The organism is Streptomyces sp. NPDC050263 (assembly GCF_040655955.1).
In the GTDB taxonomy this organism is placed as follows: domain Bacteria; phylum Actinomycetota; class Actinomycetes; order Streptomycetales; family Streptomycetaceae; genus Streptomyces.
Genome location: NZ_JBFAKW010000127.1, coordinates 14646 through 27190, shown reverse-complemented (window position 1 = coordinate 27190; position 12545 = coordinate 14646). Strand labels below are relative to the sequence as shown.

At 72.7% G+C, this 12545-nt stretch carries 10 protein-coding genes and 1 pseudogene; 1 reads left to right on the top strand and 10 read right to left on the bottom strand.

What is annotated here, in order from left to right; all coding sequences use genetic code 11:
• Positions 1-166: 166 nt before the first annotated feature.
• The 10 genes and pseudogenes from chvE to AB0J04_RS37250 all read right to left on the bottom strand — a co-directional run bounded on the left by chvE (position 167) and on the right by AB0J04_RS37250 (position 7737).
• Positions 167-1264, bottom strand: a complete 1098-nt coding sequence (gene chvE / locus AB0J04_RS37295; RefSeq protein WP_363173058.1) for a multiple monosaccharide ABC transporter substrate-binding protein — start codon at positions 1262-1264, stop codon at positions 167-169.
• A gap of 273 nt (positions 1265-1537) precedes the next feature.
• Positions 1538-1672, bottom strand: a pseudogene (locus AB0J04_RS37290) (mandelate racemase/muconate lactonizing enzyme family protein); the annotation flags it as partial.
• A 700-nt stretch (positions 1673-2372) separates the two neighbouring features.
• A complete protein-coding gene (locus tag AB0J04_RS37285; protein ID WP_363173057.1) occupies positions 2373-3749 on the bottom strand; it encodes an 8-oxoguanine deaminase in 1377 nt (458 codons plus the stop codon).
• Positions 3750-3774: 25 nt separating this feature from the next.
• Positions 3775-4680, bottom strand: coding sequence for a factor-independent urate hydroxylase (gene pucL / locus AB0J04_RS37280; protein WP_363173056.1), 906 nt, complete (start codon positions 4678-4680; stop codon positions 3775-3777).
• 3 nt (positions 4681-4683) lie between these two features.
• Positions 4684-5073 carry a hydroxyisourate hydrolase gene (gene uraH / locus AB0J04_RS37275; RefSeq protein WP_363173055.1) on the bottom strand — a complete coding sequence of 130 codons (390 nt, stop codon included), beginning with the start codon at positions 5071-5073 and terminating at the stop codon, positions 4684-4686.
• Between the two features lie 7 nt (positions 5074-5080).
• Positions 5081-5590: a 2-oxo-4-hydroxy-4-carboxy-5-ureidoimidazoline decarboxylase gene (uraD, locus tag AB0J04_RS37270; protein WP_363173054.1), complete on the bottom strand. Its 510-nt coding sequence runs from the start codon at positions 5588-5590 to the stop codon at positions 5081-5083.
• 91 nt (positions 5591-5681) lie between these two features.
• A complete protein-coding gene (locus AB0J04_RS37265) occupies positions 5682-6047 on the bottom strand; it encodes a helix-turn-helix domain-containing protein (RefSeq protein WP_363173053.1) in 366 nt (121 codons plus the stop codon).
• Complete coding sequence (locus AB0J04_RS37260) at positions 6044-6292, bottom strand: hypothetical protein (protein ID WP_363173052.1); 249 nt, start codon at positions 6290-6292, stop codon at positions 6044-6046. Before AB0J04_RS37260 ends, AB0J04_RS37265 begins: the two co-directional genes overlap by 4 nt.
• 100 nt (positions 6293-6392) lie before the next feature.
• On the bottom strand, positions 6393-7337 hold the full coding sequence (locus AB0J04_RS37255) for a hypothetical protein (protein ID WP_363173051.1): 945 nt from the start codon (positions 7335-7337) through the stop codon (positions 6393-6395).
• Between the two features lie 4 nt (positions 7338-7341).
• Positions 7342-7737 (bottom strand): hypothetical protein, encoded by a 396-nt coding sequence (locus tag AB0J04_RS37250; protein WP_363173050.1) that lies wholly within the window; start codon positions 7735-7737, stop codon positions 7342-7344.
• Between the two features lie 103 nt (positions 7738-7840).
• Between AB0J04_RS37250 and AB0J04_RS37245 the strand changes: the two genes are divergently transcribed.
• A complete protein-coding gene (locus AB0J04_RS37245) occupies positions 7841-12403 on the top strand; it encodes a CHAT domain-containing protein (protein WP_363173049.1) in 4563 nt (1520 codons plus the stop codon).
• Positions 12404-12545 lie beyond the last annotated feature (142 nt).

Here is a 12545-nt window from a genome sequence, read left to right as displayed (position 1 = left end):
TCGTACTGGACGTACTTGGGCTTTCGGCCGGTGCGGCGAGAGTGCGTGCCGGGCGTCGCGACGGGGCGAACGTTGCCTGCCGCGGCACTAGGACAGGTCCCAAGGCCCGGCCGGGGCCGCGTCGTCGGCTTCGACGGGGCGGACGGGTCGCACGACGGCCCTGCGGCTACTTCAGCTCGGCGGCGGTGTAGTAGCCGCCGGCGACCAGCACATAGTCGTAGTTCTTCTTGTCGACGCTCGTCGGCTGGAGCAGGAAGGCGGGCACGTACTTGACACCGTTGTTGTAGGCCCTTCTGCTGTTCACCCTCGGCGTCCGGTCGTTGAATATGGCGTCGACCATCTCCGCGGCGACCTCGGCGAGCAGACGGACGTCCTTGTAGACGGTCTGCGACTGCTGACCGGCGATGATCGACTTCACCGAGGGCAGTTCGGCGTCCTGACCGGTGATGACCGGGAGGGGCTTGGCGGCGGAGCCGTAGCCGTCCGCCTTGAGCGCGGACAGGACACCGAGGGAGATGCCGTCGTACGGCGACAGCACCGCGTCGACCGTCCGGCTCCGGTACGAGTCGGCGAGGATGCCCTCCATGCGCTTCCCCGCGGTGGGTCCGTCCCAGCGCAGGGTGGTGACCTTGTCGAGCTCGGTCTGGCCGGACCGGACGACCAGCTTCTTGCTGTCCAGGTAGGGCTGGAGGAGGCGCATCGCGCCGTCGTAGAAGTATTTGGTGTTGTTGTCGTCGGCGGAACCGGCGAACAGCTCGATGTTGAACGGGCCCTTGCCGTCTTCGAGGCCGAGCTCTTGGATGATGTAGTGGGCTTGGAGCCGCCCGACCTGCTCGTTGTCGAAGGAGACGTAGTAGTCGACGTTCTCGGTGCCGAGGATGAGCCGGTCGTAGGAGATCACCGGGATCTTCGCGGCGGCGGCCTGTTTGACCACGCCGTTCATCGACTTGTTGTCGATGGCCGCGATGATCAGCGCGTCGACGCCCTGCTCGATCAGGTCCTGGATCTGCGCGACCTGGGTCTTCGGGTTGTCGTTGCCGTAGACCAGCTTGGTCTTGTACCCCTTCCGGGTCAGGTCGTCGACGACGCTCTTGCCGTCGGTGAGCCAGCGCTCAGAGGCTTGGGTCGGCATGGCGATGCCCACGGTGTTTCCATTGGAGCTGCCCTGGGAGCTGCCCTCGCTGTCCTTCCCGCAGGCGGACAGGGTGAGGGCGAGGGAGGCTGTTCCGGCCAGAAGGCGGAGGGCGGCTCTTCGGTTGTGCATAGTCAACGGTCCTGGTTCTTCTCGTCGTCGAGAGGGTGACGGCATGTCGGATGTCGTTCGGGGACGCCGTGGAGCAAGCCGGGCGGTCGGCCGGCCGGTCGGTTGCGAGCCGGACGGGCGGCCGGCACGGACCCGACGTCGGGGAGAGCGGTGCGCCGCGACGGATCAGCCCGGCGACCGCGTGGATCCGCACCTGGCCCGCCGAGGTCGTCGGGGGTCCTGGCGCACACCTTGCAAGGGCGGTGACCAACCGGACGGCGGCCCTCGATCAGCGATCAGCGCGTGGGTGTGGCGCGGCATCCGGGTCTCGCCGGCCCTCGTGGCCCCTTCGCCGGTGTGCACCTGTACGTACGTCAGGCGGTGCCACGGCGTTCGGCCCAAGGGCGTGCTGATTCCTGTGATGCGCAGGGCGCTGGCCTTTCAAACGTTCGAAATGTCGCCACATGTTCGGAAGCTTGCGGAACACTAGGAGCAAGAACGGGAGGTGTCAACGGGATGAACAGGAACGGTTACAGCACGGTGCGACAGGGGACGACGACCGGGGCGGCCGGGACGAGCCGGCGCGAGGACCTCCCCGAGGGCGACGGTCGCGCTCTCGGCCACGTCCCGCGGGTCGACGGCCCCCTGGAGCCCGTCGCCGCTCAGGTTCGGCACCGGCTCGCCGGCCGGTCGCCCGCACCCGGCTCAGAGCGTTCGAGGCGAAGGACGACGGCCGCAGAACCGCCCACCGGGCCCCGCTCTCCCGGACGGCCCGTTTTCCCCCTCCGCGTGTCGTTCCCCGAGCTCGCCCGCCTCGGGATCGTCCGTGCCGATCGCGGACAGCTCGACCAGACGGCCCACGCACGCGACCCACGTCCGCGGTCCGCGCCGCCGCCAGGGCCCCGTCGTGCCCCGCGGCCGACCCGGTGATCTCCTCGCCCGCCTTCATCGGACAGGTCGCGTCGGCCGCGTCCCGGCCGCCCTGGCCCACAGGGCGGAAGACCGGGTCGAGCAGCGCGGCCGCCGGGCAGCCCGGAGGGAGAAACCGTTCCGGGGCGCGCGCTTGCGCGCGCCCCGGTCTCGGCTACCGGGCGAGGGCCGTCGCCCTCACCCGGAGATCTTCAACTCATCAGCCCTGCGCGGCGATCCGCGCCAGCCGCTGGGCCTCCTCGCGGGTGGAGCGCGCGATCGCGTCCTCGTCGGCGTGCAACAGGCGTCCGTCCTCGACGATCTGACGGCCGTTCACGAAGGACGCGGTGACCGGGGCCGCCGCGCCGAAGACCAGGGCGGTCACCGGGTCGGCGATGGAGGCGTGTGCGAGGGTGTCCAGCCTCCACAGCACCAGGTCGGCGAGCTTGCCCGGCTCCAGGGAACCGATCTCCCGTGCCCGGCCCAGGACTTGGGCACCGCCGAAGGTGCCGAGCCGCAGCGCCTGACGGGCGTTCAGGGCGGCTTCCCGGTGTGGCCCGAGGCGGTTGACGAGCAGGGCGTTGCGCAGCTCGGTGTGGAGTTCGCCGGACTCGTTGGACGCCGTGCCGTCGACGCCGAGGCCGACCGGGACGCCGGCCGCCAGCATGTCGGGGACGCGGGCGATGCCGGCCGCCAGTCGGGCGTTGGACGACGGGCAGTGGGCGACGCCCGTCTTCGTCCGGGCGAACGCGTCGATGTCGGAGTCGTTCATGTGGACGCAGTGCGCCATCCACACGTCCTCGCCGAGCCAGCCGGTGGACTCGAAGTAGTCGGTCGGGCCCATGCCGAACAGCTCGTGGCAGAACTTCTCCTCCTCGACCGTCTCCGAGCCGTGGGTGTGCAGCCGCACGCCGAGCCGGCGGGCCAACTCCGCTCCCTGGCGCAGAAGTTCGGTGGAGACGGAGAACGGCGAACAGGGGGCGACGGCGACCTGGGTCATCGCATCGAAGGAGGCGTCGTGATGCTCCGCGACGGTCGCCTCGGTGGCGGCCAGGGCTCCTTCCAGCGTCTCCACCGCGAAGTCCGGGGGCAGCCCGCCGTCCTTCTCGCTGCGGTCCATGGAGCCTCGGGCGAGGGTGAAGCGGACGCCCATGTCCCGGGCCGCGCCGATGATCGCGCCGGACAGGTCGCCGGTGCCCTTCGGGAAGACGTAGTGGTGGTCCATGGCGGTGGTGACGCCGCCGCGGGCCATCATCGCCAGGGAGCCCTGGGCGGCCGCGCGCACCATCGGCTCGTCGATGCGCGCCCAGGTCGGGTAGAGGGCGACGAGCCAGTCGAAGAGGTTGTGGTCGGTGGCCAGGCCCCGGGTGATCCACTGGTAGAAGTGGTGGTGGGTGTTGACCAGGCCGGGGGTCACGAGGTGGCCCGAGGCGTCGATCCGGCGTACGACGTCCGCCAGGCCCTCGGGGGCCCGGCCCGCGCCGAGCGACTCGACCCGGTTGCCGGCGATGACGATGTGACCGCTTTCGTACTCGGTGTCCCGGGCGTCGACGGTCGCGATCGAGCAGTTCTCGATGACGATGCGCTCAGCCATCATGCGTCCTCTTCCTTCCGTGTCCGCTTCAGAGGTTGGTGAGGTCCGCCGGGATCCGCGCCTCGCAGCCGTCCCGCAGGACGGTGGCCTCGATCAGGCCGTAGGGGCGGTCGGCGGCGAAGTACACCGCCCCGTCCTCGGTGGCGTTCTTGAGCCCGAACGGCTCCAGGTCCACCAGGAAGTGATGCTTGTTCGGGAGGGAGAAGCGGACCTCGTCGATCTCGGCGCGCTGCTCGACGATCCGGGAGCCCATCGCGTAGAGGGTCTGCTGGAGGGAGAGCGAGTACGTCTCGGCGAACGCCGCGAGCAGATGTTTCCGCGTCTGCCCGTACGAGGCCTCCCAGTCGGGGGCCGGCTGCTCGTCGTCGGTCCAGTTGAACCGCCAGCGGGCGGAGACCTCGGTGGCGAGGATCCGGTCGTACGCCTCGGGGAGGATCGTGTACTTGTCCTTGACGTACCCCCAGAACTCGGAGTCCGTCGAGTTCAGCACCACGAGGTCCTTCAGTCCGGAGACGACCTCCCACGACGTGCCGTCGTAGGTGATCTGGCTCAGCCGGGTCTCCTGGCCCTTGCGGGCGAAGGAGTGCGCGCCCTCGCCGCCGTGCTCGATCCGCTCCCAGCCGTATTCCTCGACCCGGATCCGGGCCGTCCTGATCGGCTCCTGCGAGGTGACGAAGTGGCGGGCGAGGTGGATGCCGAACTGCTCGGCGGAGTCGATGCCGTGCTCCTTGGCGAACGCGTACACCGTGTTCTTGGTGGTGTCGGTCGGCAGGACGTTGGCGTTCGAGCCGGAGTAGTGGACCTCGTCCATGTCACCGCTCAGCGACACGGAGACGTTGAGATCCTTGATGTGGTGGGTGGCGCCGTCCCGCGTGATCTTCACGACTCGGTTCTCGGCCTTGCCGTACTGGTTCTGTCCCAGGATGGTCGGCATGAGCTAGCTCCCTCGGTAAACGGAGTAGCCGAACGGGTTGAGCAGCAGCGGTACGTGATAGTGCTCGCCGGGCGTGACGGCGAAAGTGATCGCCACCTCTGGAAAGAACACACCGCTGTCCCGATTCGCGGGGGCGTCCTGCTGCGCATCGGCTTGCTTGTGGTGGAAGTACGGTTCGACGGCGAAGTCGAGCCGTACGTGGGTGGTGCCCTCCGGCAGCGCCGGCAGGTCCTTGCACCGGCCGTCCGGGTCGGTCGCGGAGCCGCCGAGCGCCTGCCAGTGCGCGGACCGGCCGCTGCGGGCGGAGAGCCGGACGGCCACGTCCGCGGCGGGGCGGCCGATGCTGGTGTCCAGGATGTGCGTGGACACCGAGGCGGTGGTGCTGGTGCTCATGGCGGGCTCAGTCCTCTTCGACGAGTCGGGCGAGGCGGATACGGTTGATCTTGCCCAGCTCGGCGCGGACGATCTCGCGCTCCCGCTCCGGCGTGTTGCCGATCCGCTCCTTGACCGCGTCCCGCATCTGCTCGCCGGTCCGTCCGGTGGCGCAGACGAGGAAGACATGGCCGAACCGGTCCTGGTAGGCCAGGTTCAGTTCCAGCATCTCCGCCTTGAGCTCCGCGGAGGCGCCGGACATGCCGCGCTGCTCCCGGGCCGAGGTGGGATCCCCCGGCTTCGGGCGGCCGATGGGCGGGTGCCCGGCCATGGCCTCGGCCAGGTCGGCCGCGGTCAGCCCGGCCGTCACGGCGTCGTTCGCGGCGTAGAGATCGTCGGCGGTGGCGTAGGGGCGGGCCGCGAGCAGCCGGTCCGCCCAGGCCGTGGAGGCGCACGCCTCGCGGAGCGCGGCGCGGGCTGCGGACTCCGCGAGGCCGTTGAACCGGGCCAGGCCGGGGGGCGTGGAAGTCGAAGTCACGGGGCCAGCTAACGCCTCAGCGCGACTCCACGTCAACACTTTGTTGAAACTCGGGGCGGCGGAACCCGCCGTCACCCAGCCCCGCCGCCGCTCAGCCCCTCTCCCGGTTGAGGTAGTTGTAGACCGTGAAGCGGCTGACCCCGAGCGCGCTCGCCACCGTCTCCACGCCGTGCCGTACGGAGAAGGCGCCGCGCGCCTCGAGTATCCGCACGACCTCCTGTTTGGCCTTGCGGTCCAGGTCGGCGAGGGGCATGCCCTTCTTGCGCTCCATGGCGGCCAGGATGTGGTCGAGGGAGTCGGCGAGCTGGGGCAGCCGCACGGCGACGGTCTCGACGCCGTCCCAGCTCAGGACGACGTCGTCCGAGCCGGCCTCGTCCGGCGGGAGCATCTCCCCGCCCATGGCGTCGACCAGGGGCTTCACGGCCGCGATGAACGCCTCTTCGCCGACGGTGGTCACTCGCCCTCCCCGAGGACGTTGACCTGGAGCGAGACACGGGTGGCGCCCGCGCCGAGGGACTTGCGCAGCAGGGCGTCCACGGCGGCGAGCACCGCGTCGGCGCCGCCCTCGACGGTGTTGCCGAACGGTCCGACGTCCACCGCGTCCAGGTCGGCCGCCTCGATCACCGCACGGGCGGCCAGCGCGTGCGCGGGCGCCTCGTCGAGGTCGAAGGGCTCGGTGGTGAACTCCACTTTCAGACGCATCGCGCCCCACACCTCTCTGAACGTCGGCCGGGCCGTCGACGCCCCGGACCCCGACCCTAACGGACCCGGCGGACGATCACCCCGGACTCGGGATTCCGCCTCAGTCGGGAGGCAGCAGCAGGTCGGGGGCGGGGTCGCGGCCGTCGGCGAGGTAGGCGCTCAGCGCGGTGCCGTGGGCGAGCGTGAGCGGGCCCCGGCGACCGATGCCGAGCTGCCGGGCGAGGTCCTGCGCGTGCAGGCGCACGGCGGACTCGACCAGGGTGGCGTAGGCGTCGGTGGCGGCACGGAACCGGTGCCAGGCGGTGCCCGTGAGCGCGCCGCAGAGCAGCGCGCCCGGCCACCAGACGGCGGCGACGGCGAGGTACAGCAGGCCCCAGCCGGCGAGGGTGGCGGCGCGGAGCATGCTCTCGCGGGCGGCGGTGATCTCGGCGCGGGTGGTGTCGGGGACGTGCAGCCACAAGTGGGGCCAGACCACGGCCACTTGGATGCCGAGGTGGCCCCGCAGCCGGGTCTCGACGGCGTGCAGCCGGTCCCCCGTCCAGGTGGGCCGGGCGGGCGTCGCGTCGGCGACCCGGCGCAGCCTGCTCGTCGCGACGGCCGCCCGGTGGGCCGCTTCCGGTGGCGCGTCGTGCCGGCCCGCCACGGCATGGGCGTCGCCCGCTTCCCTCCTGCGCCTGTCGAACAGCCGTCCGCGGCGGGCGATCAGCCGACGGACGAGGAAGTGGGTCGCCGTCGGCCAGGCGAGCCAGTCGGCGGCCAGCCAGAGCCGCTCCACCAGGGAGCCCAGCGCCTGCGCGGCGAGCCCGCAGGCGGCCGCGGCGAGCAGGAAGGCGAGGAGGAGCAGGAACAGGTCGGCGGTGGAGGCGGCGAGCGTCGCGGTGTGCCGGTCGAGGCGGGACGGCAGGGCGCCGAGCGCGTACCAGCACGTGTGCCCGAGCTCCCGGCCGGCGGCCAGCACGCCGAGGAAGAGCGCGCCGGGCAGCACGAGCAGCGTCAGCCACCGTTCGGCGAGCTTCTTGCCGAGTTCGCTCAGGAAGCCGTTCACGGCGTCACAGGCTCTTCAACCGCAGCTCGGTGCCGTCGAGTTCGCAGGTGGGCGGGGCGTCGGGGGTGTCGTCGGCCCAGTGGTGGCGCAGGCAGCGGCCGTGCGGGCACAAGTAGATGCCCGGCTCACGGCCGGCGCCGGCGAATCCGGCGAGCTGGGCGCCGGGTCCGCGGGTCCCGCCGTGCAGCCCCTTCGCGTCGCCCTCGGCGAGGATCCGCCGGTGCAGCCGCCGGACCAGCGCCTCGACGTCGCCGTCGTCGCGTACGGCGGCCAGCAGAGCGTCGACGGCGTCCCGCGACTCCTGCTCGCGCAGGCGACGGCGGAGGTCCTCCGCGTGGGTGAAGAAGTAGACCAGCGCCTCGGACGTGCGCCGGGCCTTCCGGTCGGCGAAGTCGCTCATGGTCTCTCCAGGGCGGACGGTGCGGAATTGCGGTGTGCCGATGCCGAATACGGTAGGGCAACTGCCGCTCCCGGCCTGCCTTGTTGCCCTAGTCTGCCCTGCCATGACCACTGAACGGGAGACCGAGCGCGATCGGCTGCTCGCCTCCGCACGGCTGCGATTACGGCGGGTCAGGGCGACCGGGGACGCCTCGCAGCTCCGGACGCCGGAGGCGCAGGCCGACCTCCGGGCGCTGCACGCACTGCGGTCCGGCGGCCGGCGGGACGCCGAGGCCGGCTACCGGCTCGCCTGGCTGCTGCTTCTCCAGAACCACCGGAGCCATCAGGATCCGGACGACTCCGTCCTGGACACGATGGGCGACGGATTCGCCGACGCCCTGCTGGCAGGCATCGACGACCTTCCCGCCCAGCTGCTGCCCGGCATCGCGTCGATCGCCGAACCGGCCGCGACCGACCTGCTCCGGCAGGCTCAGTCGTCGCCCGATCCGGCCCTGCTCGACACGGTCGTGGACCAGCACCGGCGGATCCTGGCCGCCACGCCCGCCGACCATCCTGGGCGTCCGCAGCGGCTGGCGAACCTGGGCAACGCCCTGCACAGCCGGTTCGAGCGGCGGTCGTCCGAGGAGGACCTGACCGCCGCGCTGGACGCCCACCGTGAGGCGGTCGGCGCGAGCCGGCCGGACGATCCCGACCTGCCGACGCGACGCAGCGGACTGGCGGGCGTGCTGTGGTCCCGCCACCGGCTGAAGGGCGACCCCGCCGACCTGGACGCCGCCGTCGACGGGATGCGGGCGGCGGTCGACACGACGCCCGCCGGGTCTCCGCAGCAGGCACTGTGCCTGTCCAACCTGGGGCTGACGCTGCGGGACCGGTTCCTCCGGTACGGGAATGCCGCCGACCTCGACGCGGCCGTCACCGTCGGCCGCGAGGCATGGCAGGCGACCGGGCCGGACGATCCGAACCGCTCGATTCGCCTGCACAACCTGGCCGGCACCCTCCTGATCCGGTACCGCGACGTCGAGAGCCTGGCATCGCTGCAACAACTTCTCGACCGGCTGCGCGCGGCGTCCGGCGCCTCGGCGGCCGAGTACGCGCTGTGCTTCCTGGCGGGCCTGGACGACATCCCGGCCGAGGTGGCGGGCGACGTCGCCGCGACGGCGGCGCCCCTGGCCCTGGCCCGTCAGATGCGGCTGATGACCGCGTACGACCCGGCCGAGCACGAGTCCGTCGTCACGCTGTGGCGGCGTGTCATCGGCATCACCCCGGCGGGTGACTCCCGACGGCACATCTTCCTCGCCAACCTCAGCCAGGCACTGCTGGCCCGCTACCAGCTCACCGGCACGGCGGAGGATCTGGCGGTGGCGCTCGGCACGGCGCGACGGGCGGTGCGGACGGCGCCGGAGAACGATCCGGAGCGCGGGCTGGGAATCGTCAATCTGGCGGCCGGGCTGTCCGAGCGGTACCGGTGCGAGGGGGAGATCGAGGACGTGGACCTGGCGGTCGACCTGCTGCGCGAGGCCACCGCACGGCTTCCCCACGACCACTGCGACCGGGCCCAGTACCTCTACTCGCTGGGAGCGACCCTGGCCCTGCGGTTCGAGGGACGCGAGGAGCCGGCCGACCTCGACGACGCCATCGTCGCCCTGCGTGAGTCCGCGCGGACCGTGCCCGCCGGCCCCATGGGCCCGGGGCCCGCGCTGGGCAACCTCGGCGAGTCACTGGAACTGCGGCACTCCCTCACCGGGGACCCGGCCGACCTGGACGACGCCGTCGGCGTGCTGCGGGTCGCTCTGGAGTCCCTGCCCGAGGGGCATGTGGGCCGCGCGCCCTGTCTGGCCTCGCTCGGCAGCGCCCTGACCACCCGGGGCGAACGGCTGGGCGGCCAACAGGATCTCGAGGAGGCGATCGGCCTGCTGCGGGCCGCGCTCCCTGCCGCCCCGGCCGGCTCCCCGGTGCGGCTGCGCATCCTGCACAACCTGGCTCTCGCCCGGTACCGCAGGCTCTTCCGGACGGGGCTGCGGGCGGCCGACCTGGACGAGGCGGTGGCGGCGGCCAGGGCGGCCCTCGCGGACGTGGCCCCCGCGCACCCCGCGCACGCCAGGTGCCGCGGGCTCCTGGTGAACGCCCTGCGCATGCGGTACGAGCAGAGCGCGAACCCCGACGACCTGGCCGAGACCGTCGCGCTCGGCCGGGACCTGCTCCGACCCGGCAGCGAACTCTCCCCGACGGCCCAGGCCGCCCAACTCGCCACCGGGGCAGGGGCGTTGTACCAGGAGCATGTGCGGACCGCATCCGCGGCCGACCTGGACGAGACGGTCACGGCGCTGCGGACGGCCCTGCGGACGCTCGCGCCGGGGCACGGCGCGCGTCTGGTGATCCTGTGCAATCTGGCGCTGGCGCTCCTGGCCCGGTGCGTGCACACCCACTCCGGCGCGGACCTGGACGCGGCGATCGACGCGCAGCGCACGGCGGTGGAGATGGCCGGCCCCCGGCACGGCATGCGCGCCCAACTCCTCAGCGCCCTGGGCGGTTTCCTCCTGAGCAGATATGCCCGCCAGGGCCCGGGGAGCGACCTGGACGAGTCGATCGACGTCCTCGCCGCCGCGGCCGAGGCGGCGCCGCGCGGCCATCCGACGCGGGCCTTGATCCTCCCGAACTGGAGCTACGCCCTGTTGATCCGGTCCGAGGCGACCGGAGACCGGGCGGACGCCGACACGGCGGTCGCCGTCGCCCGCGAGGCGGTCGCCCTGACGCCCGAACACCCCCTGCACCGTTCCTGGGCCCTCGGCCGGCTCGGTCACGCCCTGGCACACCGCCACCGAACGGGAGGCGCGGCCACCGACCTCGACGAGGCGATCGCGGCCCTGCACGAGGCCTGCCACGACATCGGTCCCGTCCCGGTGGCCACACCGATCCTGCTGTCCCTGCTGAGCGAGGCCCTGGGTGCGCGCCATGGACGCGACGGTGACCCCGCCGACCTGGAGGAGGCGGTACGGCTGTCCGCACGGGCCGCGTCGACGCCCTCGGCGCCGACCGTGTCCCGTATCGAGGCGGCGATGCGGGCCGGACAGTTGCTCGCGACGACCGACCTGTCGCGCACGGCCGATCACTTCGAGCACGCCGTGACCCTGCTGCCCCGGCTCGCCCCGCGCCGACTGCGCAGGGGCGAACAGCACTACCTGCTCGGCCGGTTCACCGGCCTGGCCGCCGACGCGGCCGCGCTGGCACTGCACGCCCCCGGCAGGCCGCCCGGCCAACGGGCCCTGCGTGCACTGCGGTTGCTGGAGACCGGGCGGGGCGTGCTGATGGGCCAGGCGCTGGACGCCTGGAGCGAGCTGGCGGTGCTGCGCCGGGCGCATCCCGAACTCGCCGCCCGCTTCGGGCAGTTGCGGGACATCCTGGACCGGCCGGACGATGGGGCGGACGCGCTGATGGGAGGCGTCCCGGGGGCTGGGGCCGAGGCCGGGGCCGAGACGGGCGACCGGCACCGGCTCGACGCCGAGCTGACCGCCGTGCTCGAACGGATCCGCGCGCAGGACGGGTTCGGCTCCTTCGGACTGCCGCCGTCGGTCGGCGAGCTCCTCGCGGCCGCGCAGCAGGGCGCGGTCGTCGTCCTCAACGCCGCGGCGTTGCGCTGCGACGCCCTGCTGGTCACCCCGGCCGGCGTCACCGCCGTGCCGCTGTCCGGGCTCACCCTGTCGTACGCGACGGATCTCGCCCACGCCTGTCAGCGCGCCGCGCACGAGGCGACGGACGACGACCCGGACGTGCGGACCAAGGCCCAGGAGACGCTGTCGACGGTGCTGGGCGCGCTGTGGGACGTCGTCGCCGAACCGGTCCTCACCGCGCTGGGGCACGACCGGGCGCCCCGGGACGGGAAGTACCCGCGCGTCTGGTGGGTGCCCGGCGGCCCGCTCGCCCGGCTGCCGATCCATGCCGCGGGTCACCACGACGGGTCGGACCGGGCGGTCCTCGACCGGGTCGTCTCCTCGTACGCGCCGACCGTCCGCGCCCTGCGGCACGCCCGCCGCGCGACTCCGGACACCCCCGCCTTCAGCCCGCCGCTGGTCGTGGCCATGCCCACCACGCCCGGCCGGCCTCCGCTCGACTTCGCGGCGGACGAGGCCGAGGTGTGCGCGGAGCTGCTGCCCGAGCCGGTGGTCCTGCTCGCCCCGGAGCGGCCGCCGACCCGCGACGAGGTGCTGCGCCGGCTGCCCGGCTGCCCGGTGGTGCACTTCGCCTGCCACGCCGACAGCCTGTCCGAGGACCCCGCGCAGCATCGGCTGCTCCTGCACGACCACGCCGAGACCCCGCTGACGATCGGCGAGCTCGCCACCGTCCGGCTCGACCACGCGCGGCTCGCCTACCTGTCGGCGTGCGGGACGGCCGTCTCCTACGACGGCGTGCTCCTCGACGAGGCCGTGCAGCTGACCTCGGCGTTCCAGCTGTGCGGCTTCCGGCATGTCGTCGGCACCCTGTGGCCGGTCGTCGACGGGACCGCCGTCGAGTTCGCGGAGGCCTTCCACGCCGGTCTGCGGATGGACGACGGCGGCCCTGCGGACCCTGACCGGTCGCCGGTCGCCCTGCACGCGGCCGTACGGCGACTGCGCGACGAACTGCCCCGCACCCCGTCGCTGTGGGCGTCCCACATCCATACCGGCGCCTGAGCCCTCCGGAGCCCGGCGGCCCTCGCTCTTCTGGCGAGCCGCCGGGCTCCGGCGTTCCCCCGACCTCTTGACAAGCCCGGCGACCGAGCGGCAATCTTCCAGTAAGCAGAAAAGAACTTCCGCAATGTGGAATTCATGAATC

Coding starts and splice junctions, on each gene's coding strand:
- chvE (WP_363173058.1), bottom strand. CDS start 1,264: ATGCACAACCGAAGAGCCGCCCTCCGCCTTCTGGCCGGAACAGCCTCC.
- AB0J04_RS37285 (WP_363173057.1), bottom strand. CDS start 3,749: ATGATGGCTGAGCGCATCGTCATCGAGAACTGCTCGATCGCGACCGTC.
- pucL (WP_363173056.1), bottom strand. CDS start 4,680: ATGCCGACCATCCTGGGACAGAACCAGTACGGCAAGGCCGAGAACCGA.
- uraH (WP_363173055.1), bottom strand. CDS start 5,073: ATGAGCACCAGCACCACCGCCTCGGTGTCCACGCACATCCTGGACACC.
- AB0J04_RS37260 (WP_363173052.1), bottom strand. CDS start 6,292: ATGCGTCTGAAAGTGGAGTTCACCACCGAGCCCTTCGACCTCGACGAG.
- AB0J04_RS37250 (WP_363173050.1), bottom strand. CDS start 7,737: ATGAGCGACTTCGCCGACCGGAAGGCCCGGCGCACGTCCGAGGCGCTG.
- AB0J04_RS37245 (WP_363173049.1), top strand. CDS start 7,841: ATGACCACTGAACGGGAGACCGAGCGCGATCGGCTGCTCGCCTCCGCA.